This window comes from Pseudomonas sp. GW821-FHT01A09, from assembly GCF_058986725.1.
On record NZ_JBYSWB010000012.1, the window covers coordinates 67,257 to 90,685 of the forward strand.

General features: G+C 62.3%; 16 protein-coding genes. 7 read left to right on the forward strand and 9 right to left on the reverse strand.

The features are described 5' to 3' along the window. Positions 1–53: 53 nt before the first annotated feature. The 5 genes from AC3WJP_RS15470 to AC3WJP_RS15490 all read right to left on the reverse strand — a co-directional run bounded on the left by AC3WJP_RS15470 (position 54) and on the right by AC3WJP_RS15490 (position 4,874). Complete coding sequence (locus AC3WJP_RS15470) at positions 54–755, reverse strand: ABC transporter ATP-binding protein (protein WP_493722174.1); 702 nt, start codon at positions 753–755, stop codon at positions 54–56. Next, positions 756–1,523: a high-affinity branched-chain amino acid ABC transporter ATP-binding protein LivG gene (livG, locus tag AC3WJP_RS15475; protein ID WP_493722173.1), complete on the reverse strand. Its 768-nt coding sequence runs from the start codon at positions 1,521–1,523 to the stop codon at positions 756–758. Next, on the reverse strand, positions 1,520–2,776 hold the full coding sequence (locus AC3WJP_RS15480) for a high-affinity branched-chain amino acid ABC transporter permease LivM (protein WP_493722172.1): 1,257 nt from the start codon (positions 2,774–2,776) through the stop codon (positions 1,520–1,522). Before AC3WJP_RS15480 ends, livG begins: the two co-directional genes overlap by 4 nt. Next, positions 2,773–3,696 carry a high-affinity branched-chain amino acid ABC transporter permease LivH gene (gene livH / locus AC3WJP_RS15485; RefSeq protein WP_493722171.1) on the reverse strand — a complete coding sequence of 308 codons (924 nt, stop codon included), beginning with the start codon at positions 3,694–3,696 and terminating at the stop codon, positions 2,773–2,775. Before livH ends, AC3WJP_RS15480 begins: the two co-directional genes overlap by 4 nt. Positions 3,697–3,761: 65 nt before the next feature. Further along, on the reverse strand, positions 3,762–4,874 hold the full coding sequence (locus tag AC3WJP_RS15490) for a branched-chain amino acid ABC transporter substrate-binding protein (protein ID WP_493722170.1): 1,113 nt from the start codon (positions 4,872–4,874) through the stop codon (positions 3,762–3,764). 438 nt (positions 4,875–5,312) lie between these two features. On the opposite strand from AC3WJP_RS15490, the gene AC3WJP_RS15495 reads away from it, so the two are divergent. Next, positions 5,313–5,615 carry a DUF2288 domain-containing protein gene (locus tag AC3WJP_RS15495; protein ID WP_493722169.1) on the forward strand — a complete coding sequence of 101 codons (303 nt, stop codon included), beginning with the start codon at positions 5,313–5,315 and terminating at the stop codon, positions 5,613–5,615. A gap of 33 nt (positions 5,616–5,648) precedes the next feature. Here AC3WJP_RS15495 and AC3WJP_RS15500 read toward each other — a convergent pair whose 3' ends face one another. Next, on the reverse strand, positions 5,649–7,868 hold the full coding sequence (locus tag AC3WJP_RS15500) for a putative bifunctional diguanylate cyclase/phosphodiesterase (protein WP_493722168.1): 2,220 nt from the start codon (positions 7,866–7,868) through the stop codon (positions 5,649–5,651). Between the two features lie 182 nt (positions 7,869–8,050). Then, the gene (gene rapA / locus AC3WJP_RS15505; RefSeq protein WP_493722167.1) at positions 8,051–10,897 is read right to left on the reverse strand and encodes an RNA polymerase-associated protein RapA; all 2,847 of its coding nucleotides are present in this window, start codon (positions 10,895–10,897) and stop codon (positions 8,051–8,053) included. A gap of 413 nt (positions 10,898–11,310) precedes the next feature. Between rapA and AC3WJP_RS15510 the strand changes: the two genes are divergently transcribed. Continuing rightward, positions 11,311–11,667, forward strand: coding sequence for an aspartate-semialdehyde dehydrogenase (locus AC3WJP_RS15510; RefSeq protein WP_493722166.1), 357 nt, complete (start codon positions 11,311–11,313; stop codon positions 11,665–11,667). A gap of 70 nt (positions 11,668–11,737) precedes the next feature. Then, positions 11,738–11,899: a hypothetical protein gene (locus tag AC3WJP_RS15515; RefSeq protein ID WP_493722165.1), complete on the forward strand. Its 162-nt coding sequence runs from the start codon at positions 11,738–11,740 to the stop codon at positions 11,897–11,899. A 138-nt stretch (positions 11,900–12,037) separates the two neighbouring features. On the opposite strand, the gene AC3WJP_RS15520 is transcribed toward AC3WJP_RS15515, so the two are convergent. After that, positions 12,038–12,508 carry a MaoC family dehydratase gene (locus AC3WJP_RS15520; RefSeq protein ID WP_493722164.1) on the reverse strand — a complete coding sequence of 157 codons (471 nt, stop codon included), beginning with the start codon at positions 12,506–12,508 and terminating at the stop codon, positions 12,038–12,040. 286 nt (positions 12,509–12,794) lie between these two features. Between AC3WJP_RS15520 and AC3WJP_RS15525 the strand changes: the two genes are divergently transcribed. The 4 genes from AC3WJP_RS15525 (at position 12,795) to AC3WJP_RS15540 (ending at position 21,911) form a co-directional block, all read left to right on the forward strand. Then, complete coding sequence (locus AC3WJP_RS15525; protein WP_493722163.1) at positions 12,795–14,477, forward strand: long-chain-fatty-acid--CoA ligase; 1,683 nt, start codon at positions 12,795–12,797, stop codon at positions 14,475–14,477. Positions 14,478–14,746: 269 nt separating this feature from the next. After that, positions 14,747–16,444: a long-chain-fatty-acid--CoA ligase FadD1 gene (gene fadD1, locus AC3WJP_RS15530; RefSeq protein WP_493722162.1), complete on the forward strand. Its 1,698-nt coding sequence runs from the start codon at positions 14,747–14,749 to the stop codon at positions 16,442–16,444. A gap of 348 nt (positions 16,445–16,792) precedes the next feature. Further along, the gene (gene hrpA / locus AC3WJP_RS15535) at positions 16,793–20,704 is read left to right on the forward strand and encodes an ATP-dependent RNA helicase HrpA (RefSeq protein WP_493722161.1); all 3,912 of its coding nucleotides are present in this window, start codon (positions 16,793–16,795) and stop codon (positions 20,702–20,704) included. Between the two features lie 85 nt (positions 20,705–20,789). Further along, positions 20,790–21,911, forward strand: coding sequence for a beta-ketoacyl-ACP synthase III (locus tag AC3WJP_RS15540; RefSeq protein ID WP_493722160.1), 1,122 nt, complete (start codon positions 20,790–20,792; stop codon positions 21,909–21,911). Positions 21,912–21,983: 72 nt separating this feature from the next. Here the strand turns inward: AC3WJP_RS15540 and AC3WJP_RS15545 are convergent, their stop codons facing one another. Further along, complete coding sequence (locus AC3WJP_RS15545) at positions 21,984–23,282, reverse strand: putative porin (protein WP_493722159.1); 1,299 nt, start codon at positions 23,280–23,282, stop codon at positions 21,984–21,986. Positions 23,283–23,429 lie beyond the last annotated feature (147 nt).

Here is a 23,429-nt window from a genome sequence, read left to right on the forward strand (position 1 = left end):
CACCTGTGGGAGCAAGGCTTGCCCGCGAAGAGGCCACTAGCCACGCTGAAAGATCACCCGCCCAGATACGCCTCGCGCACCTTCGGATCGGTCAGCAGCGCCTCGCCCGAACCTTCCATCACCACCCGGCCGTTCTCCAGCACATAGGCCCGGTCAGCGATTTTCAGGGCCTGGTTGGCGTTCTGCTCTACCAGAAACACCGTCACGCCATCCTTGCGCAGCTGTTCGATGATATCGAAGATCTGCTGGATGATGATCGGCGCCAGCCCTAGCGAGGGCTCGTCGAGCAACAGCAGCTTGGGCTTGCTCATCAGCGCCCGGCCGATGGCGAGCATCTGCTGTTCGCCCCCGGACATGGTGCCGCCGCGCTGGGTGAAGCGCTCCTTGAGCCTTGGAAACAGCGCCAGGACCTTGTCCATCTGCGCCTGGTAATCGCCCTTGTCGGTAAAGAAGCCGCCCATGGCGAGGTTTTCCTCGACCGTCAGCCGCGCGAAGATCCGCCGCCCCTCGGGCACCACCGCAATGCTCTTGCGCATGATGATCGAGGAATCCTGGCCCACCAGTTCTTCCCCCATGTAGCGGATACTGCCCGAGTGCGCCTGTGGCGAACCGCAGAGGGTCATCAGCAACGTCGATTTGCCCGCGCCGTTGGCGCCGATCAGGGTCACGATCTCGCCTTGGCGCACCTCGACGTTGACGCTGTGCAGCGCCTGGATCTTGCCGTAGAAGGTCGAGACGTTTTCGAACTGCAGCATTTACGCTTCCCCCAGGTAGGCTTTGATCACGTCAGGATTGCCGCGAATCTGTTCAGGCGTGCCATCGGCCAGCGGCGTGCCTTGGTTGATCACCACGATGTGGTCGGAAATGCTCATGACCAGTTTCATGTCGTGTTCGATCAACAGCACGGTGGCGTTGTACTCCTCGCGCAGGACGCTGATCAGCGCCTTGAGGTCTTCGGTTTCCTTGGGGTTGAGGCCGGCGGCGGGTTCGTCGAGCATGAGGATGCGCGGGCGCGTCATCATGCAGCGAGCGATCTCCAGCCGACGTTGTTGGCCGTAGGCCAGGGTTCCGGCGGTACGGTTGGCGAACTCCTTGAGATTGACTCGCTCGAGCCAGTGCTCGGCGTACTCCATGGCTTCGCGCTCGCTGCGGCGGAAGGCCGGGGTCTTGAACAGACCGGAGAGGAAGTTGGTGTTGAGGTGCCGATGCTGGGCGATCAACAGGTTTTCAAGGGCGGTCATTTCCTTGAACAGCCGCACGTTCTGGAAGGTACGCACCACGCCCTTGCGGGCGATTTCATGGCCAGGCATGCCCTGGATCGGCTGATCATCCAGCAGGATGGTGCCGCCAGTAGGCTTGTAGAAACCGGTCAGGCAGTTGAACACCGTGGTCTTGCCGGCGCCGTTGGGGCCGATGAGCGCGACCACCTGTTTTTCCTTGACCGTGAGCCCGACACCGTTGACGGCCAGCAGGCCGCCGAAACGCATGCTCAGGTTGCTGACTTCGAGAATGTTGCGGGTCATTTACGCAGCTCCAGGTGTGGCCTTTGCATCGGGAGAAAGCCCTGCGGACGCCAGATCATCATCAGCACCATCATGGCGCCGAACATCAACATGCGGTACTCGCTGAAATCGCGCATCATTTCCGGCAACACGATCATCACGATCGCGGCGAGGATCACGCCCAGTTGTGAGCCCATGCCACCCAGCACGACGATGGCGAGGATGATCGCCGATTCGATGAAGGTGAATGACTCGGGCGTGACCAGGCCTTGGCGTGCGGCAAAGAAGCTGCCGGCAAAGCCCGCGAAGCTCGCGCCCAGGGTGAAGGCCGAGAGCTTGATGATGGTCGGATTCAGGCCCAGCGCGCGGCATGCGATCTCGTCCTCACGCAACGCTTCCCAGGCGCGGCCGATGGGCATGCGCAGCAAGCGGTTGATGATGAACAGTGCAGCCAGGGCCAGCACCAGCGCTACCAGATAGAGGAAGATCACCTTGCCGACCGGGTTGTACGCCAGCCCGAAGTACTCGTAGAAGGTCTGCCCGCCATCGGCGGCCGTGCGGTCGAAACTCAGGCCGAACAGGGTCGGCTTGGGGATGCTGCTGATGCCGTTGGGGCCGCCGGTGAGGTCGGTGAGGTTGCGCAGGAACAAGCGAATGATCTCGCCGAAACCCAGGGTCACGATCGCCAGATAGTCACCACGCAAGCGCAGTACCGGGAAACCGAGGATGAAACCGAACGCCGCTGCGGCCAGGCCGGCAATGGGCAGGCACACCCAGAAGCTGAAACCGTAGTAGTGCGACAGCATGGCGTAGGTGTAGGCACCCACCGCATAGAAGCCGACATAGCCCAGGTCGAGCAGGCCAGCGAGGCCGACGACGATGTTCAGGCCCAGGCCCAGCATCACGTAGATGAGCACCAGGGTCGCCAGGTCGACGGCACCACGCGAGCCATAGAACGGCCAGATGAACGCGAGCACGATGAGGCCGATGATGAACCACTTCTGGGTGCTGGGCAGGGTCATGAAGTTGCTGGCGCTGGCCGGGATCAGCGAGCCCTGACGACGGGATTTCCACGCCGCGCTCAGGGGCCGATCGAACAGCACGCGCAGGAACATCAGGACCGAGCACAGGGCGATGATGCTGAGGGTGGTGGCACTGGCGTTTTCGACGATCAGGTGGATGCCATCGATCGACAGCTTCAGGCCGAGCACCGGGTAGGCTACGGCCCACACCAGCAACGCGCTGAACAGCGCGGATTTGAGGGGACGGGTCATACTTTTTCAACCTCCGGACGGCCAAGAATGCCCGTGGGGCGGAACAGCAGTACCAATACCAGCAGACCGAAGGACACGACGTCCTTGTACTGGTCGCCGAACACGTCGGCACCGAAGGCTTCCGCCACACCCAGCACCAGGCCACCGAGCATGGCGCCCGGAATGCTGCCAATGCCGCCCAGTACCGCGGCGGTGAAGGCCTTGAGCCCGACCAGGAAGCCGGAACTCGGGTTGATCACGCCGTATTGCATACTCAGCAACACGGCGGCGATGGCCGCCAGCGCCGCACCGATGACGAACGTCAGGGCGATGATGTTGTTGGTGTTGATACCCAGCAGGTTGGCCATCTTGATGTCTTCGGCGCAGGCACGGCAGGCGCGACCCAGGCGCGAACGCGAGATGAACAGGGTCAGGCCGAGCATGGCGATGAGAGTGATCGCGAAGACCAGCACCTGCATGTAGGAGATCATGACTTCCTGTGCCCCACCCGGGCCGATGGCGAAGTTGCCGGGCAGCAGGTTGGGGATCGATTTGTCCTTGGAGTCTTGCGAGAGCAGCACGGTGTTTTGCAAGAAGATCGACATGCCGATGGCGCTGATCAGCGGGATCAAGCGATTGCTGCCGCGCAGCGGTCGGTAGGCGATGCGTTCGATGCTGTAACCGTAAGCGCTGGTGACCACGATGCTGGCGATGAACGCCACCGTCATCAGCAGCGGCAAGCTGTGGATACCGAACATGGCCAGGCCGGCAATGGCGATGAACGCCACGTACGAGCCGATCATGTACACCTCGCCGTGGGCGAAGTTGATCATGCCGATGATGCCATAGACCATGGTGTAGCCGATGGCGATCAGGGCATAGGTACTGCCAACAGTCAGGCCGTTCACCAACTGTTGGAAGAAGTGATAAATGTCGGGCATTGCAGTGCTCCTAAATACAAAGCCCACTGCAGGTCGCAGTGGGCTTTGTAGTCAGTCAGTGGATCTTACTTGGCTTCGGTTTTCGGTTTGCCGAAGTGCCATTCGTAGACCACGAATTTGAAGTCTTTCAGGTCGCCCTTGGCATCGAAGCTCAGGTCGCCGGTCGGGGTCTTGAAGGTACCGGCGTGGATGGCTGCGGCCACCTTGGCGGTGTCTTCGCTCTTGGCCTGTTCGATACCGCCAGCGATGACTTGCACGGCTGCGTAGGACGGGAATACGAACGGGCCGGTCGGATCTTCCTTCTTGGCGGTGAAGGCTTCTACCAGTGCCTTGTTGGCAGGGTCCTGGTCGAAGGACTTCGGCAGGGTTACCAGCAGGCCTTCGGAGGCGCCTTGGGCGATCTGCGAGATGGACTCGTTACCGACGCCCTCAGGCCCCATGAACTTGGCCTTCAGGCCTTTTTCCTGAGCCTGGCGCAGGATCAGGCCCAGCTCGGGGTGGTAGCCGCCGTAGTAGACGAAGTCGACGTTGGCTTGCTTGAGCTTGGCGATCAGCGAGGAGAAGTCCTTGTCGCCGGCATTGATGCCTTCGAACACGGCGACCTTCACGCCTTTGCCTTCCAGGGTCGATTTGACCGCGGTGGCGATACCTTCACCGTACTGCTGCTTGTCGTGGACGACGGCGACGATCTTCGGCTTCACGTGATCGGCGATGAAGTTGCCGGCGACGGGACCCTGGGCGCTGTCCAGGCCGATGGTGCGGAACACCATCTTGTAGCCACGGGCAGTGATTTCCGGGCTGGTGGCGGCCGGTGTGACCATGATCACGCCTTCGTCCTCGTAGATGTCCGATGCTGGCTGGGTGGAGCTGGAGCACAGGTGACCGACCACGAATTTGACGCCGTCGTTGACCACCTTGTTGGCGACCGCGACCGCTTGCTTGGGATCGCAGGCGTCGTCGTATTCGACCGCTTCGAGCTTCTTGCCGTCGACGCCGCCCTTGGCGTTGATCTGCTCGATCGCCATTCTTGCGCCGCTGAACTGCATGTCGCCGTATTGCGCGACAGCGCCCGTCTTGGGACCGGCGATGCCGATCTTGATGGTGTCGGCGGCGAACGAATGACTGGCGACGCCGGCCAGTACCATGGCGGCGAACAGCTTGGAAATCTGCTTGTGCATAATGCTCCACTCTCGTGTTTTAGTTTTTATAGTTCTGGCGGCCTGGGCTGCCGAACCGGGTAGGTCTCGGCCCGTATCGAAAGCATTTTGCTGCCGTTACCGAAGCGCTCCGAGCCCACCCGAGTTTTCACCGCAGGCAGTGTAGAGCGCCGGTTTGCGCCTTGAAAAGCGGCGAATGGCAAGCGCGATACGGGTGTCGCCAAATCGACACAAAGTTACAGAAACACGGCGCGCAATCACCTGTGGCCAGCGAAAAACCCTCTGTGCAACAAGGGTTAGCCCTTTGCAGGCAAGGGGTTCGCCCCCGCGCCGGACCGTCCCCGACAGCTGGCACACCATTGCCGGTTTGAACGCTGTAATCAATGCTGGATTTGCAACCGGGTTTTGCCGAAAGCACGCCGACGTTATGATTGCGCCTTCGTTTATTCGGTGAGACCCATGACAGAACAACCTAGCACCCTCTATGCCAAGCTGCTCGGCGAGACCGCCTCGATTGCCTGGAAAGAATTGCAACCTTTCTTTGCCAAGGGTGCCCTGTTATGGGTCGATCCCGAGCTGGATCTGGTCGCCGTGGCCGAATCTTTTGCCTTGGACCACAAAGAACCCATCGCTGCCTGGCTGGCCGCAGGAAAGGTCGAGAAGCTCTCTGACTCGCGGGCTCTGGCTTTGCACGAGGGCACCCCGGACCTCTGGGCGGTAGTGATATCACCCTGGATCCTGATCCAGAATAGAGCGCAGTAATATAGCGCGCCCTTTAGTGGTGCAATCGACTGTTCAGCGATTTGGCGTCTTGCCCACGATCGACAGGGTGGGTGGCGGTGCGGATGGCGGTGGTGGGCGCTTCTCGACCTGCCCCAGCAACTCGCGCAGTTGCGCCATGGGCACCGGATGCCCAAGCAGGAAGCCCTGGGCGTAGTCGCAGCCGTACTGTTTGAGCATCTCGTACTGCTCTTCGGTCTCCACCCCCTCGGTAATCACCTGCATGCCCAAGGTGTGGGCCATGGCGATGATCGCCTTGACCACCTGCATGTCATAGGGCGCGGGCGAAGTGTTCTGGATGAAGCTGCGATCTATTTTCAGGGTGTTCAGCGGCAGGCGCTTGAGGTAGGCCAGAGATGAATAGCCGGTACCGAAGTCGTCGATCACCAGCGACACACCCAGCGCCTCGATGCTGCTCAGCACCTTGATGGCGCTGTCGATGTTGAGCATCACCGCATTCTCGGTCACCTCGAGTTCCAGCCGCTGGGGCTTGGCACCGGTGTCGGCAAGGGCTGCGGCGATTTCGTCGACCAAGGACTCGCGCTTGAGGTTGAGCGCTGAGCAGTTGAGGGCGATGCGCAGCCTGTCGTGGCCCAGGCGTTCCAGCTCGCCCAGATCCAGGCAGGCGCGGCGTAGCACCCAGCCATCCAGCTCGGCGATCAGGCCGTTGGTCTCGGCGATGCCGATAAAGGCGTCGGGGCTCAGCAGACCGTGGTCGGGATGGCGCCAGCGGACCAGGGCTTCGAGGCGGGTGACCTGGCCACTGCGCAGGTCGAAAATGGGTTGGTAGAACAGCTCCAGCTCCTGCCCGCAACGCAACGCCTCGCGCAATTCGGCTTCCAGATGCAAGGCCAGGGAAGCTTTGCTGCGCAGATCCTCGCTGAAGAAATGCGCGCTGTTGCGGCCATTGCCTTTGGATTGATACAGCGCCAGGTCGGCGCTTTTCAGCAGCGCTTCGGTGCTGTTGCCGTCATCGGGGAACAGGCTGATGCCGATGCTGGTGGTCATTGCCATGCGCCGCCCGGCCAGTTCGATGGGGTTCTTCATGGCGGTCATGATGCGCTGGGCCATCATCCGCGCCTCGTCCCGGGTGCGCAGGCTCAACAGCACACAGAACTCGTCGCCGCCAAAACGCGCGACCACGTCATCCTGGCCACGGGTGGCGTTACGCAGCAGGTTGGCAATGGCCTTGAGCAGTTCATCGCCTGCATCGTGGCCAAGGCTGTCGTTGATACGCTTGAAGTGGTCGATGTCGAGGAACATCACCGCCAGCATGCCACCGTTGGCCTGGCGTTCCTGGAGTTTGTCGGCGAACAGTTGGTCGAAGCCGCGGCGATTGACCAGGTTGGTCAGGCCGTCATAGTGCGCCGCCTGCTGCAGCGAGACCTGCGCCTGATCCAGCTGATTGAGCAGGGCATTGGCGTGACGCAGGTCCTGCTCCTTGCTTTGCAGTTTCTTGTCGGCCAGCGCGGCGTTGATGCACAAGGCCATGATCAGCAAGGTGATCGCCGCCACGGTAATGCCCAGTTGGGTGCCATTGGAGCTGATGGTGCCGTGCGTGTGCAGGTCGACCGGCATGGCCATGGTCAGCGCCCACATGCCGGTGAAGTGGGTGCTGATGATGCCTGCCGCCATCAGCAAGGTCGCGGCGTATTTGCGCAGCTCGGCGTAGCGGCCGCTGGGATAGCGGAAGCGTCGCGTCAACACCAGCGCGGCGAAGCTTACGGCAATGGCGATGACGATCGACAGGCTGAACAGCCAGGGGTTGTAGTAGGTTTGCGCATCGGAGCGCATGGCCGACATGCCGGAGTAGTGCATGGCCACGATGCCCAGGCCGAGGATCGCCGCGGCTTGCAGGTATTGGCCGCCATTGAGCGTCGCGCGTTCGAGGCTGCGCAAGGTCGCCAGGCTGGCGATCAGTGCGATCAGCAGGGAAAGGATGGTGACGGGCAGGTCGTAGTGCACTTCCATTGGCGCCATGAACGCCAGCATGCTGATGAAGTGCATGCCCCAGATGCCGCCTGCCAGGCAGGCGGCTCCGGCCCAGCGCCAACGGCGGCGAGTGCCTGGATGTTCGGCATGTTGCAGGCGTTCGGCGATGTCGAGGGTGGCAAAACTGCCGGCGCAGGCAACTACGTAGGCCAGCAACACCAGGAAGGGGTCGTGGGTGCAATGCAGGAGTATCTGCCCCTGTTCGGGGAGCGCCCCGGTGAAACGCAAACCAAGCCAGTCCATAGCGCGCCTCGTACAGCCTGTACGTTTTTTAGGCGAGTATACCCAGCACCCTTGCGATGATGGCGAGGTGGCTTCAACTATTTCGGAATAAGAACGGCGCCCTTTGTAGCGAGGGGGCTTGCCTCCGATTGCGGCATGTCAGGGGCAAGCCGCTATCGGGAGCAAGCCCCTTGCTACAAGTATCAGCCGGCGACCAGCACGCGAATCGCCTCAAGGCGCAGCGCGGCCTTGTCGAGCATGGCCAGACCTTGCTCGCGCTGGGTGCGCAAGGCGTCCAGTTCGCTGTCACGCACGGTCGGATTGACCGCTTGCAGGGCAGTCAGGCGCGCCAGCTCTTCATCGGTTTCTGCCGCCAGACGGCGTTGGGCCTCGGCGACGCGCTCGGAATGACGCGGTGCGACCTTGGCTTCACCGGCGTTGATGCGCGGCGTCAGCTGATCGCGCTGGGCCTGGATGAACTTGTTGGCGCTGGCCTTGGGCACGCTTTCGAGCTGATCGTTGAGGGTCTCGAACGACACCCGCCCCGCCAGGTCGTTGCCATTGGCATCCAGCAGGCAGCGCAAGGCCGCCGGTGGCAGGTAACGGCCCAATTGCAGCGAGCGTGGCGCAACCACCTCGCTCACATACAGCAGCTCGAGCAACACCGTGCCGGGCTTGAGGGCCTTGTTCTTGATCAGCGCGACGGCGGTGTTACCCATCGAGCCGGCCAGTACCAGGTCCATGCCGCCTTGCACCATGGGGTGTTCCCAGGTGATGAACTGCATGTCCTCACGAGACAGCGCCTGATGGCGGTCGTAGGTGATGGTCACGCCCTCGTCGTCGCCCAGCGGGAAGCTGGCGTCGAGCATCTTTTCGCTGGGCTTGAGGATCAGCGCGTTTTCGGAATGATCTTCGCTGTCGATGCCGAACGCGTCGAACAGCGTCTCCATATAGATGGGCAAGGCGAACTGATCGTCTTGCTCCTCGATGGCCTCGACCAACGCCTTGCCTTCGCCGGCACCACCGGAGTTGAGCTCGAGCAGACGGTCGCGGCCGCTGTGCAGCTCGGCTTCGAGGCGTTCACGCTCGGAACGGGCCTCGTCCACCAGCGCTTGCCAGGCGTCGTCATCACCTTCGTCCAGCAGCGGCAGCAGGCGCGGGCCGAACTGATGCTGCAGGGCGTTGCCGGTCGGGCAGGTGTTGAGGAAGGCATTGAGCGCCTGGTGATACCACTGGAACAGGCGCTCTTGCGGGCTGTTCTGCAGATAAGGCACGTGCAGCTCGATGATGTGCTTCTGGCCGATCCGATCGAGGCGGCCGATGCGTTGTTCGAGCAGGTCGGGGTGCGCGGGCAGGTCGAACATCACCAGGTGGTGGGCAAACTGGAAGTTGCGGCCTTCGGAGCCGATCTCGGAGCAGATCAGCACCTGGGCGCCGAACTCTTCGTCGGCGAAATATGCCGCCGCGCGGTCGCGTTCCAGAATGCTCATGCCTTCGTGGAAGGTCGTGGTCGGGATGCCCGAGCGCACCCGCAGGGCGTCTTCGAGGTCCATGGCGGTCTCGGCGTGGGCACAGATCACCAGCACCTTGACGCGCTTGAGCATCTTCAAAGTGTCGATCAGCCACTCGACCCGGGGGTCGAAGCGCCACCAACGGGTGTCCTCACTGGTGTCGACCTGAGACTGGAACGCCACTTCCGGGTACAGCTCGGCCTTTTCGCCGATCGGCAGCTCGAGGTATTCGTCCGGGCAGGCCAGCGGATACGGGTGCAGCTTGCGCTCAGGAAAACCTTGCACGGCGGCGCGGGTGTTGCGGAACAACACGCGGCCGGTGCCGTGGCGGTCGAGCAGTTCACGAATCAGGCGCGCGCTGGCTTCGCTGTCGCCATCGCTGACGGCGGCCAGCAGGGCATCGCCTTCAGCGCCCAGGAACCCTTGGATGGTGCTGTGCGCGGCAGGCGACAGGCGGCCTTGTTCGAGCAGTTCCTGCACGGCTTCGGCCACCGGGCGATAGTTTTCGCTCTCGGCGCGGAAGGCGGCCAGGTCGTGGAAGCGGTTGGGGTCGAGCAGGCGCAGGCGCGCGAAGTGGCTGTCCTGGCCCAGTTGCTCCGGGGTCGCGGTGAGCAGCAGTACGCCCGGGATGACCTCGGCGAGCTGTTCGACCAGCGAGTACTGCGGGCTGGCCTTCTCTTCATGCCACACCAGGTGGTGCGCTTCGTCAACCACCAGCAGGTCCCAGCCCGCGGCGAACAGCGCGTCCTGGGCCTTTTCGTCATCGGTCAGCCACTCCAGCGAGACCAGCGCCAGTTGCGCGTCTTCGAAGGGGTTGCTGGCGTCGCTTTCGATAAAGCGTTCGGCATCGAACAGCGCCACTTGCAGGTTGAAGCGCCGGCGCATCTCGACCAGCCATTGATGCTGAAGGTTTTCCGGCACCAGGATCAGCACGCGATTGGCGCGGCCCGACAGCAACTGGCGATGGATCACCAGGCCGGCTTCGATGGTCTTGCCCAGGCCCACTTCGTCGGCCAGCAATACCCGCGGAGCGATACGGTCGGCCACTTCCCGGGCGATGTGCAACTGGTGCGCGATAGGCTGCGCCCGCACGCCGCCCAGGCCCCAGAGCGAGGACTGCAGTTGCTTGCTGGTGTGCTCGAGGGTGTTGTAGCGCAGCGAGAACCACGCCAGCGGGTCGATCTGCCCGGCGAACAGGCGATCGCTGGCCAGACGGAACTGAATGAAGTTGGATAGCTGGGTTTCCGGCAGCACGCAGGGCTGGTTCTGGCTGTTGAGGCCGTGGTAGACCAGCAGACCATCGACGTCCTCGACCTCGACGACCTTGAGCTTCCAGTTTTCGAAGTGGGTGATCATGTCGCCTGGCGAAAACCGCACTCGGGTGAGCGGGGCGTTGCGCAGGGCGTATTGGCGAGTCTCGCCAGTGGCCGGATAGAGCACGGTCAACAAGCGGCCGTCCTGTGCCAGAACGGTGCCTAGACCTAACTCGGCTTCGCTGTCGCTGATCCAGCGTTGCCCCGGTTGATACTGCTGCGCCATGCTGCCTGACTCCCGCCCTAAAAAGCCGACTATTCTAACGGATAGGGACACCGAGGGCCAAAGACTCTGGTCAGAAACATCGGTTGCCACTGAAATTACCCTGTAGCGAGGGGCTTGCCCCCGATGGCGGTACGTCAATGCCATCTGCGTGGCTGGCACGATCCATTCGGGGGCAAGCCCCCTCGCTACAGAGGCGGTCCACCAGTAATGGATCGAGTGGGAGTAGGGGCTGCCCGCGAATCAGGCGATGCGCTGTTGCGACTGGCGCCTTCCAGGGCAGAGCCCGGTCCCACTGGAGGCGGCCGGTGGTGTGTAAAAGTGTGATGCAGGTAACGATATTGATACAAGGTGCGACAAATGGACTCAAGTCGCCTCGCGCGCCGCCGACAGCTTGGCGACAGGAGACCTAAACCATGATACCGCCCCATTTACCCATCAGTGCCGTGCCCGTGACGTCGCAACTGGATCCCGTGCGCCAGCCGCCAGCGATCCCGCCAGTGGCGCCGGTTCAGGCCAGCCCGGGGAATCCGACGCTAGAATTCCGCCAGCGTGATCAGGACGAGACCGCACAGCGCCTGCATGAAGAGTTCCAGCGCCAAAACCGCCAGCAGCACGGGGAGGGCCAGCAAGAGGAGCAGGCCGAAGCCGAGGAGCCTGAAGCCTATCTGCCGGTGCCCGGCTACGAACTCAACCCTGATGACACGGTGCCGGTGGCGCCGCTGATCGACAACGAGCCGCGCCAGGGACTGCTGATCAATATCGAGGTCTGACGCCAGGGCTGGTCACCGGGGCCGGCAGCCGCCATTATGGGCGCATCCCGTAAGCCAATGTGGCATGACCATGAGCGACGACCCGAACCTGATCGACTTCTCTGCCGAACGCGCCAAGCGCGTGCATGACCTCAACGAAAAACGCCTGAAGGAAGTCCGTCAGGCGTTCGAACAGGCGCTGCCGCTGGGCAAAGGCAGCAAGAAAGCGAAAAAGAAACCGAAGAAAAAATGACCCTGCGCTCATCTTGACGCAGGTCAATGCAGCCCCGCTGCCCTGCGGTTATTCTTGCCCCATGCATTCGCAAACAGGCACGCAAGGCATTTGGGGCGACTTCGGTCGCCTTTTTTTTCGCCTGTATTCCCGTCTCTATCAACCCACCTGAATCGCCGGCAGACTCGCCAGCGTTACTGTTTGCTGCTTGCGTGGCGCGAGGATTTCCGCTTCGCCGTCCACCACCAGTTCATCACGCTGGTTGAAGACGCGAGTGGCGATGCGCACACGGAATTTCGGCAGCTTTTCGAGAATTTCCAGGCGCACGGTCAGGGTATCGCCCAGTTTAACCGGCTTCTGGAAACTCATCTGCTGGCCCAGGTAGATAGTCCCCGGTCCAGGCAATTCACAGGCAACGGCCGCGCTGATCAGGGCGCCGCTGAACATGCCATGGGCGATGCGCTCCTTGAACATGGTAGCTGCGGCGAACTCGGCATCCAGATGCACGGGGTTGCAGTCACCGGACATGGCGGCGAACAACAGGATGTCACGCTCTTCGACGGTCTTGCTGTAGCTGGCGGTCTGGCCGACTTCGAGCGCGTCGTAAGGCGTGTTGGTGACTTGGGTCATGGAGAAGAATCCTTCGCTGAACGTGAAAAGCCGCGATGCACCGTGCATCAGGTGAACAAGGTGGTGGGCGGCGGCGGTGACGAATACTGCTTGGGTGTTGAGACGTCCGACCAAGCGCAGTGGAGCACATTGGCGATGCCTCTATATTAAATAGATTCACGATGTTAATAGTGAAGCATTGCCTGTGGGCCTGCTCGCGCTGACCTGCTAACGTCCTGAACGCTGCGCTGTGCTTGCCCTGCATGGGGTTCGGCAGGCGTCGGTGCGCAGCCTGAGGACAATAATAATGAATGCCGATTTCTGGAACGACAAACGCCCCGCGGGTGTGGACTCGTCCATCGATTTGACTGCCTATCGCTCCGTGGTCGAGGTCTTCGATCGCTCCTGTGAGCATTTCGCTCGGCGCCCGGCCTTCAGCAATCTGGGGGTGACCCTCGATTACGCCCAGCTCCACGCCCATGCCCGCGCCTTCGCCGGCTGGCTGCAGCAGCGCACCACGCTGCGCCCTGGTGACCGTATCGCCATCCAGATGCCCAACGTCCTGCAATACCCCATTGCCGTGTTCGGGGCGTTGCTGGCCGGGCTGGTGGTGGTCAATACCAATCCGTTGTACACCGTGCGCGAGATGCGCCATCAGTTCAAGGATGCCGGGGTGCGGGCGCTGGTGTACCTCAATCTGTTCGGCAACAAGGTCGAACAGGTGCTGGGCGACACCCGTATCGAATTTCTCATCGAGGCGAAAATGGGTGATCTGCTGCCAGCACCCAAGGGCTGGCTGGTCAACCTGCTGGTGGCCAAGGTGAAAAAAATGGTGCCGCTCTATCACCTGCCCCAAGCGGTGGCGTTTCGCCAGATACTGCAGGCGCAATTGCCGCCTGTGCCGGTGCCGGCCGATCAGGACGACACCGCGGTGCTGCAGTACACGGGCGGCACCACCGGCCTGGCCAAGGGCGCGATGCTCAGTCACGGCAACCTGATTGCCAACATGCTGCAGGTGCAGGCCTGTTTCTCCCAGCGTGGCGAAGGCGGCGAGCGGATGATCGAGCCGGGGCAGGAGGTGATGATCGCACCGCTGCCGCTCTACCATGTGTATGCCTTCACGGCCAATTGCATGTGCATGATGGTCAGCGGCAATCACAACGTGCTGATCACCAATCCGCGGGATATCGGCGGCTTTATAAAGGAGCTGAAAAAGTGGCGCTTCACCGGGCTGCTGGGGCTCAACACGCTGTTCGTCGCCTTGATGGAGCACCCGCAGTTTTGCAGTCTCGATTTCTCCTCCTTGAAGGTCACCAATTCGGGCGGTACGGCGTTGTCTACCGCCACGGCCGAGCGTTGGCAGGCGCTGACCGGTTGCCGCATCGTCGAAGGCTATGGCTTGACCGAGACTTCCCCCGTGGCCTGCGCCAATCCCTATGGGCCCAGTGCTCAGCTGGGCTCGGTGGGCATCCCGATGCCGGGCACTGCGGTCAAAGTCATCGATGACCAAGGCGTCGAGCTGGCGCTGGGCGAGCGCGGCGAGCTGTGCATCCAGGGCCCGCAGGTGATGAAGGGCTACTGGAACAACACCGAGGCGAGCGCGCAAGCCCTGGACAGCGGCGGCTGGTTGAAGACCGGCGATATCGCCATCATCAGCAGTGATGGTTTCGTGCGCATTGTCGATCGCAAGAAGGACATGATCATCGTCTCGGGTTTCAACGTGTACCCCAACGAAGTCGAAGAGGTGGTAATGGGCCATCCCGGCGTCGCCAACTGCGCCGCCATCGGCGTTCCGGACTCGCGCACGGGGGAGGCGGTCAAGCTATTCGTGGTGCCGCGCGGCGCAGGGCTCGATATCGAGGAGCTCAAGCGGTTCTGTAAAGCCAACCTCACGGGCTACAAAGTCCCCCATCAGATCGTGCTGCGCGACAGCCTGCCGATGACGGCCGTGGGCAAGATCTTGCGGCGCGAGCTGAGGGACAAAGGCTGACTTGTTTTATGTGTACAGCCCTTGCGGGGTCGAGTGGTGGGCGGGGCAACGGAGTGGGATAAATACTCTATATGTGACTGGTAGCTGTATTTTGGTTCTGGATATGACCATTAAGCCTTGCTCGGCCCACTGGTGGCCATTTTGCAAAGCTGCTACTCTCGGCCGCGCTTTGGCTCTATCTCGCTGTTGTGGGGAAGCCTGGCGACACTTTTAATAATAGCCGCATCAAATGCGGTGAGTCTTGGCTGTGGCTGGAGGAGCGGGGTTCGATGATCGACAACTTCTGGAAGGATAAGTATCCGGTGGGCATCGCCGCCGATATCGATCCGGATCAGTATCCGAATATCCAGGCAGTGTTGCAGCAGTCCTGCCAGCGTTTCGCCGACAAACCGGCGTTCACCAACCTGGGCAAGACCCTCACCTACGGCGAGCTTTACGAGCTTTCCGGCGCCTTTGCGGCTTACCTGCAGCAGCACACCGATCTGCAGCCCGGCGACCGCATCGCCGTGCAGTTGCCCAACGTGCTGCAATATCCGGTGGCGGTGTTCGGCGCTATCCGCGCCGGCCTGATCGTGGTCAATACCAATCCGCTGTATACCGCGCGGGAGATGGAACACCAGTTCAACGACTCCGGCGCCAAGGCCCTTGTGTGCCTGGCCAACATGGCGCATCTGGCGCAGAGCGTGGTGCCCAAGACCAAGGTCAAGCACATCATCGTCACCGAGGTGGCCGACCTGCTGCCACCGCTCAAGCGTCTGCTGGTCAACAGCGTCATCAAGTACGTGAAGAAAATGGTGCCGCCTTACCATCTGCCCACTGCGGTGCGTTTCAACGACGTGCTGCGCAAGGGCCATGGCCAGCCGGTGCGTGAAGCCGATCCGCGGCACGATGACGTCGCGGTGCTGCAGTACACCGGCGGCACCACCGGCATTGCCAAGGGTGCGATGCTGACCCATCGCAACCTGATCGCCAACATGCTGCAGTGCAAGGCATTGATGGGGTCCAACCTCGATGAAGGCTGCGAGGTGCTGATCACGCCATTGCCGCTTTATCACATCTACGCCTTCACCTTTCATTGCATGGCGATGATGCTGATCGGCAATCACAACATCCTGATCAGCAACCCGCGCGACTTGCCAGCGATGGTCAAGGAGCTGTCGAAGTGGAAGTTCAGCGGTTTCGTCGGCCTGAACACCTTGTTCGTGGCGCTGTGCAACAACGCCGAGTTCCGCGCGCTGAATTTCTCGTCGCTGAAGGTCACCCTGTCCGGGGGCATGGCCTTGCAACTGGCCGCCGCCGAGCGCTGGAAAGAAGTGACCGGTTGTCCCATCTGCGAAGGTTACGGCATGACCGAGACCAGCCCGGTGGCCACCGTCAACCCGATCCAGAAGATTCAGGTCGGCACCATCGGCATCCCGGTGCCCTCTACCCTATGCAAGGTGGTCGACGACAGCGGCCGCGAATTGTCCTTCGGGGAAATCGGCGAGCTGTGCATCAAGGGCCCGCAGGTGATGAAGGGCTACTGGCAGCGCCAGGAAGCCACCGATGAAATCCTCGACAGCGAAGGCTGGCTGAAGACCGGTGACATCGCTCTGATCCAGGAAGATGGCTACATGCGCATCGTCGATCGGAAAAAGGACATGATCCTGGTCTCGGGTTTCAATGTGTATCCCAACGAGCTGGAAGATGTCCTGGCTTCACTGCCGGGTGTGTTGCAGTGCGCGGCCATTGGCATTCCGGACGAAAAGTCCGGCGAAGTCATCAAGATCTTCGTGGTAGTGCGCCCCGGCATGACCCTGACCAAGGAGCAGGTCATGGAGCATATGCGCGCCAATGTCACCGGCTACAAGGTGCCCAAATCAGTGGAGTTCCGCGACGCGCTGCCCACCACCAACGTCGGCAAGATCCTGCGCCGCGAGCTGCGTGACGAGGAGCTGCGTAAGCTGGGGCTGAAGAAGATCGCCTGATCCCAGGCGGCTTGCACGGTGACTCTGCAGACCCCTTCGCTGGCAAGCCATGCTCCCACATCTGTACCCCGCACTGTGGGAGCAGAGCTTACCGGGCCCCTTCGCTGGAAAGCCATGCTGCCACAGGTGTACCCCGCACTGTGGGGGCAGAGCTTACCGGGCCCCTTCGCTGGCAAGCCATGTTCCCACATCTGTACCCCGCACTGTGGGAGCAGAGCTTGCTCGCGAAGGGGCCGTCACAGCCGGCGAGAATCTTCAGATGCCCCTCATGCCCACGCTGCTGGGCATTTCTGCGATAATGCCCGATCACGGTGAAATGCCCTCCTGTAGAAGACTTCGACGTACCTGATGACCCTCCAGACTCCCGCTACTGGCGACCTGCTCAACACCCTCGACCACGCCATGATCGGCGATCGCCACCGCCTGCGACGCCAATTGCTGGAACTGCGCAAAAAGCCCGATGAGGGCAAGCTGGCGCAATGGGTCGAGAAACTGCAGGCCTCGTGCGCCCGGGTCACGGCGCGTCGCGACAGCGTGCCGACCATCCGCTACGACGACAACCTGCCGATCGCCGCCAAGCGTGACGAGATCAAAAAGCTGCTGTCCGAGCATCAGGTGCTGATCATCGCCGGCGAGACCGGCTCCGGCAAAACCACCCAGTTGCCGAAGATCTGCCTGGAGCTTGGCCGCGGCCAGCACGGCCAGATCGCTCACACCCAGCCTCGACGCATTGCCGCGCGCAGTGTCGCGGCCCGAGTCGCCGAAGAACTGGCCACGCCGCTGGGCGGGCTGGTGGGCTATCAGGTCCGCTTCGAAGATCAAAGCGACAGCAACACCCTGGTCAAGCTGATGACCGACGGCATCCTGCTGGCCGAAACCCAGCACGACCGCTTTCTGGAGCGGTACGACACCATCATCGTCGACGAAGCCCACGAGCGCAGTCTCAACATCGATTTTCTACTCGGCTTCCTCAAGACCCTACTGCCGCGTCGCCCGGACCTCAAAGTCATCATCACCTCGGCGACCATCGATCTGGAGCGCTTTTCCGAGCACTTCGACAAGGCGCCGATCATCGAGGTGTCTGGGCGCACCTACCCGGTGGATACCTGGTACCGGCCGCTGACCAGCGAGCAGGACGAAGAGGGCAACAGCGTCGAGGAAGACCTCAGCGTCGACCAGGCGATCATCGCCACCCTGGATGAAATCGCCCACTTCGAACGCAGCAACGGCAAAGGCCCGGGCGACGTGCTGGTGTTCCTGCCCGGCGAGCGGGAGATCCGCGACGCCGCCGACATGCTGCGCAAGGCGCAGCTCAAACACACCGAAATCCTGCCGCTGTACGCGCGGCTGTCACCGGCCGAGCAGCAGCGCATCTTCCAGTCCCATCCGGGCCGCCGGGTGGTGCTGGCGACCAACGTCGCCGAAACGTCGCTCACGGTGCCCGGCATCCGCTACGTGATCGACAGCGGCACCGCGCGCATCAGCCGCTACAGCTATCGCGCCAAGGTTCAGCGTTTGCCCATCGAGGCGGTGTCCCAGGCCAGCGCCAACCAGCGCAAGGGCCGTTGCGGCCGGGTCGAGCCGGGCATCTGCGTGCGCCTGTACAGCGAAGAAGACTTCAACGCGCGGCCGGCCTTCACTGACCCCGAGATCCTGCGCACCAACCTGGCGGCGGTGATCCTGCAGATGCTGCATCTGCGCCTCGGCGCCATCGACGCCTTCCCGTTCATCGAGCCGCCGGATGGCAAGGCCATCACCGACGGCTTCAACCTGCTGCAAGAGCTTTCGGCCGTGACCCGCGACAATCAGCTGACCCCGATGGGCCGCCAACTGGCGCGCTTGCCGGTGGACCCGCGGCTGGGGCGGATGCTGCTCGAGGCTGCGCAGCAAGGCAGCCTCCAGGAAGTGTTGATCGTCGCCAGTGCGCTGTCGGTGCAGGACCCGCGCGAGCGGCCGCCCGAACGTCAACAAGCGGCAGACCAAGCCCACGCGCAGTGGAAGGACACCGACTCGGACTTCGCCGCGCTGGTCAATCTATGGCGCGGCTTCGAAGAACAACGCCTGGCCCTGACCTCCAGCCCGCTGCGCAACTGGTGCCGCAAGAACTTCCTCAACTACCTGCGCCTGCGCGAATGGCGCGATGCCCATCGCCAGCTCGGGCTGATCTGCCGCGATCTGCAACTGACCGTCAACAAGGACCCGGCCGACTATCCGCGCCTGCACAAGGCGATCCTCTCGGGCTTGCTCAGCCAGATCGGCCAGAAAACCGAAGACGGCGACTATCTGGGCGCCCGGCAGCGGCGCTTCTGGATCCACCCTTCGTCCGGTATCGGCCGCAAGCGCCCGCAGTGGCTGATGACCGCCGAGCTGATGGAGACCACCAAGCTGTACGCGCGCATGGTGGCCAAGATCGAGCCGGACTGGATCGAGCCGCTGGCGCGGCATCTGGTCAAGACCAACTACTTCGAGCCGCATTGGGAGAAGAAGCGCGGTCAGGTGGTGGCGTTCGAGCAAGTCACCTTGTATGGGCTGATCGTGATCGGCCGGCGGCCGGTGCATTTCGGTCCGGTGGACCCGGTCGCCTCGCGCGAGCTGTTCATCCGCGAAGGCCTGGTGCGCGGCGAGATCCAGTCGCGGGCGCGCTGCCTGAGCGCCAACCGCGAACTGCTCGAACAGCTCGATGCCCTCGAAGCCAAGGCGCGGCGCCGCGATATCCTCGCCGATGAAGAGACCCTCTACGCCTACTACGACGCTCGGGTACCGGCGGAGATTCACCAGACTGCCACCTTCGACAGCTGGTACAAGGTCATCAGCCAGAAAGACCCGCAATTGCTGATCATGCGCGCCGAAGACGTACTGGCCCGCGAGGCCAGCGAAGTCACCGCCGCGCAATACCCGGACACCTTGCGTCTGGGCGATCTGACCTTGGCGCTGAGCTATCACTTCGAGCCCAACCATCCCCGTGATGGTGTGACCCTGACCGTGCCAGCGCCGCTGTTGCCGTCACTGCCGGGCGAGCGCCTGGAGTGGCTGGTGCCGGGGTTGATCGAGGCCAAGTGCATCGCCCTGGTACGCAACCTGCCCAAGGCGCTGCGCAAGAACTTCGTGCCAGTGCCGGATTTCGTCAAGGCGGCCCTGCAGCGCATGACCTTCGCCGAGGGCTCGCTGCCCGAGGCCCTGGGCCGCGAATTGCTGCGCATGACCGGAGCGCGCGTCTCCGAGGAGGCGTGGGCCGAGTCCGAGCAGCAGGTTGAAAGCCACCTGCGCATGAACCTCGAAGTGCTCGACGGCCAGGGCAAGTTCCTCGGCGAGGGCCGTGATCTGGCCGAGCTGACCGCGCGTTTCGCCCAGGCCAGCCAGGCCGCGCTGGCGGTGCCGGCGACCGCGAAGAACCAGAAGCCGGTGGAGGCCAAGGTCTTCGCCGCGGTGGCCGAAACCACTCAGCAGAACATCGCCGGGCTGTCGCTGACGGTCTACCCGGCGCTGGTGGAGGAGGGCGGCACGGTCAAGGAGGGGCGCTTCTCCACCGCCGCCGAGGCAGAATTCCAGCACCGTCGTGCGTTGCAGCGGCTGCTGTTGCAGCAACTGGCGGAACCGGCCAAGTTCCTGCGCGGCAAGCTGCCGGGCTTGACCGAGCTAGGCTTGATGTACCGCGATCTGGGGCGTATTGATGCGCTGGTGGAAGACATCCTGCTGGCCAGCCTCGACAGTTGCGTGCTCGAAGGCGAGGCGGTCCTGCCCCGTGACGGCGCCGGTTTGCTGTCGCTGGCCGAGCGCAAGCGTGGGACCTGGGCCGAGCATGCCGAACGCCTGGCACGCTTGACGCTGGACATCCTCAAGCTGTGGCACGGCCTGCAAAAACGCTTCAAGGGCAAGATCGACCTGGCCCAGGCCGTTGCCCTGAACGATATCAAGCAGCAGCTGGGCAACCTCGTCTATCCGGGGTTCGTGCGCGAGACGCCCGGGGTGTGGCTCAAGGAGCTGCCCCGGTTCCTCAAGGCCATCGAACTGCGCCTCGAGAAGTTGCCGGCCCAGGTGCAGAAGGATCGAGTCTGGAGCGGCGAGCTGTCCGGTTACTGGGCGCAATATGCCTCGCGATTGGACAAGCACCGCCAGGAAGGCAAGCGTGATCCGCAACTGGAGCTGTTTCGCTGGTGGCTGGAAGAGTACCGGGTATCGTTGTTCGGCCAGCAGTTGGGGACCAAGGTGCCGGTCTCGGACAAGCGTCTGAGCAAGCAGTGGAGCCAGGTCGAGGGCTAGGCGACTCGCGCCAATCGCCCGCGAATATGGCACACTCGGCCGCTCAATAACTTACAACATTGGCGTCATTCAAAGAGGAACGATCGTGCATAACGTCGTCATCAGCGGCACCGGGCTCTACACCCCGGCCGACAGCATCTCCAACGAAGAACTCGTGGAGTCCTTCAACGCCTATGTGCACCAGTTCAACCATGACAACGCCGCCGCTATCGAGCGCGGCGATGTGGTCGCCCTCGGCGAATCCAGTGCACCGTTCATCGAGAAAGCCTCGGGCATCAAGAGCCGCTTCGTCATGGACAAGGCCGGTATTCTCGACCCGCAGCGGATGAAGCCACGGCTGCGCGAGCGCAGCAACGACGAGCCATCGATTCTCTGCGAAATGGCCACCGCTGCCGCCAAGCAGGCCTTGCAACGCGCCGGCAAGACCGCCGCCGACATCGACGCGGTGATCGTCGCCTGCTCCAACCTGCAGCGGCCTTATCCGGCCATCGCCATCGAAGTACAGCAGGCGCTGGGCATTCAGGGCTTCGGCTTCGACATGAACGTTGCCTGCTCGTCCGCCACCTTCGGTATCCAGACTGCCGCCAACAGCGTGCAATTGGGGCAGGCGCGGGCGGTGCTGGTGGTCGATCCGGAGATCTGCACCGGGCATTTGAATTTCCGCGACCGCGACAGCCACTTCATCTTCGGTGACGCGGCCACGGCGGTGGTGGTCGAGCGCGCCGATCTGGCGACCTCGGCGCATCAGTTCGAGATCGTCAGCACCAAGCTGTTGACCCAGTTCTCGAACAATATCCGCAACAACTTCGGCTTCCTTAATCGCACCGCTGAGGAGAGCATCGATGCCATCGACAAGCTGTTCGTCCAGGAAGGCCGCAAGGTGTTCCGCGAAGTCTGCCCGATGGTCGCCGAACTGATCGCCCAGCATCTGGCCGAGAACGATATCGAGGTCAGCGCCGTGCAGCGCTTCTGGCTGCACCAGGCCAACCTGAGCATGAACCACCTGATCGTCAAGAAGCTGCTGGGGCGCGACGCTACGGTAGAAGAAGCGCCGGTCATTCTCGATACCTACGCCAACACCAGCTCGGCGGGTTCGGTGATTGCCCTGCACACCTATCAGGACGATCTGCCGCCCGGCGCATTGGGTGTGCTGAGCTCGTTCGGGGCGGGTTATTCGATCGGTAGCGTGATCCTGCGCAAGCGTTGAAGCTCGCGGCGGTGACCACCAGGAAATAAAAAACGCCGGCAGCTGCCGGCGTTTCTGTTGGGGCTGGAACCCTTAGAACTTGGCTTCCAGATCCAGTTGCAGGGTGTTGACGTCGTCGTCGCGTTGGGCAGCCAGGGCACCGTTGGATTGGGTGTTGGTCTTGGCCATGAAGTAAGTCACGCCCAGGCCGAAGTTCTTGTCGATGTCGTAGCCCAGCTTGATCTTGCTGCCGTGGGCGCCGGTGTAGCCGTTGCCGAAGTCCGAGTCGGTGAACGCGCCGACCACTGCGTTGTTTTCCACGCGGCGGTAGTTGTAGTCCAGCGAGAAGTCACCCAGCTTGGTCTTGACGCCTACCAGGTAGGCTTTGTCGTCGCTGTCCACCGCTTGGCTGTTCTTCACGTATTGGCCGTAGAGCGCCAACGGGATCGGCAGGTTCTTGATATCGAGCTGACCAAAGCCTTCCCATAGGCGGAAATTCTCGTTGGCGATCGAGTTGCCATTGCGGCTCAGCGCGGTGTTCGCCGTGTTGTCGCCGTTGTTGTCTTCGTTGTTGTAGGTGTAGAGGCTGCCACCCACGGTCACGCCGACAGCGTTACCGATGTTGAATTTGCCACCCAACTGGCCGGCGTACAGGCTCAGGTCGTGGTTGTATTGATAGCCTTCGCCGTCGACGTTGTCGGTCAGGGAGTAGTAGCCCAGGCTACCGAACAGCGATGCGTCTTTGCTCAGTGGCAGCTTGTAGGTAGCGGTCACGCCTTCCGGGTTTATGTCGCTGTCCCAGATCACGTCGCCCATGCTCACCCAAGGCTGGTTCATCTTGCCGCCGATCAGGTGCAGGTTAGGCACGGCAGTCGGATGCCAGTCGAGATAGCCGAGGTCCAGCCACAGGGACTTCTTGGAGAAGTTGCCGTTCAGGTCCTGGTTGGTCGAGCGAGTATCGTTGCTGCCGCCCGTGGCCACGCGGATACCAGCGTCGACTTGCGGATTGATCTCGCTGTACACACCCAGACGGGCACGGATGCGTTGGCGGTCGGCGATGCGATCGCCGTCCGAAGTGCTGGAGCCGTGATCCTGGTCGATGTTCTCCTGGCGAACACGGACGTCACCGTGAATCTGAGTCTTGGCGGCCCAGGCGACTTTTTGATCGAAGGCCGACATCTCGGTCTTCTTCTGTGCGGCATCGGCGGCGGCTTGTTGTTGATCCTTGGCCAGTTCGCCTTGCAGCTCGCTGTATTGAGCAGATGTGATCGAACCGTTGGCTTTCAGCATTTCCAGCAGCTTGGCGTCGACAGCCGCGTTGGCCGAAGCGCTGGCTGCGAGAACCAGGCCGCCGCACAGACTGGCAGCGGCGCGTTTAGATACAAAACCCATGTGTGAACTCCCCAACGCTAATACGGCGAAATCGCCTGAATGCACGCCGGGCGCCTGGCCCGGTCATGTGGAGGCTTGCCACCCCCGGTGGTAAAAACAGGCGCCAGTATTGCGAGCGTTTATGACAGAGAGATGGCTGTTTGATAG

Coding starts and splice junctions, on each gene's coding strand:
- AC3WJP_RS15510 (WP_493722166.1), top strand. CDS start 11,311: ATGATACCGCCCCATTTACCCATCAGTGCCGTGCCCGTGACGTCGCAA.
- AC3WJP_RS15500 (WP_493722168.1), bottom strand. CDS start 7,868: ATGGACTGGCTTGGTTTGCGTTTCACCGGGGCGCTCCCCGAACAGGGG.
- rapA (WP_493722167.1), bottom strand. CDS start 10,897: ATGGCGCAGCAGTATCAACCGGGGCAACGCTGGATCAGCGACAGCGAA.
- livH (WP_493722171.1), bottom strand. CDS start 3,696: ATGCCCGACATTTATCACTTCTTCCAACAGTTGGTGAACGGCCTGACT.
- AC3WJP_RS15495 (WP_493722169.1), top strand. CDS start 5,313: ATGACAGAACAACCTAGCACCCTCTATGCCAAGCTGCTCGGCGAGACC.
- AC3WJP_RS15490 (WP_493722170.1), bottom strand. CDS start 4,874: ATGCACAAGCAGATTTCCAAGCTGTTCGCCGCCATGGTACTGGCCGGC.
- hrpA (WP_493722161.1), top strand. CDS start 16,793: ATGACCCTCCAGACTCCCGCTACTGGCGACCTGCTCAACACCCTCGAC.
- AC3WJP_RS15515 (WP_493722165.1), top strand. CDS start 11,738: ATGAGCGACGACCCGAACCTGATCGACTTCTCTGCCGAACGCGCCAAG.
- fadD1 (WP_493722162.1), top strand. CDS start 14,747: ATGATCGACAACTTCTGGAAGGATAAGTATCCGGTGGGCATCGCCGCC.
- AC3WJP_RS15480 (WP_493722172.1), bottom strand. CDS start 2,776: ATGACCCGTCCCCTCAAATCCGCGCTGTTCAGCGCGTTGCTGGTGTGG.
- livG (WP_493722173.1), bottom strand. CDS start 1,523: ATGACCCGCAACATTCTCGAAGTCAGCAACCTGAGCATGCGTTTCGGC.
- AC3WJP_RS15525 (WP_493722163.1), top strand. CDS start 12,795: ATGAATGCCGATTTCTGGAACGACAAACGCCCCGCGGGTGTGGACTCG.
- AC3WJP_RS15545 (WP_493722159.1), bottom strand. CDS start 23,282: ATGGGTTTTGTATCTAAACGCGCCGCTGCCAGTCTGTGCGGCGGCCTG.
- AC3WJP_RS15470 (WP_493722174.1), bottom strand. CDS start 755: ATGCTGCAGTTCGAAAACGTCTCGACCTTCTACGGCAAGATCCAGGCG.
- AC3WJP_RS15520 (WP_493722164.1), bottom strand. CDS start 12,508: ATGACCCAAGTCACCAACACGCCTTACGACGCGCTCGAAGTCGGCCAG.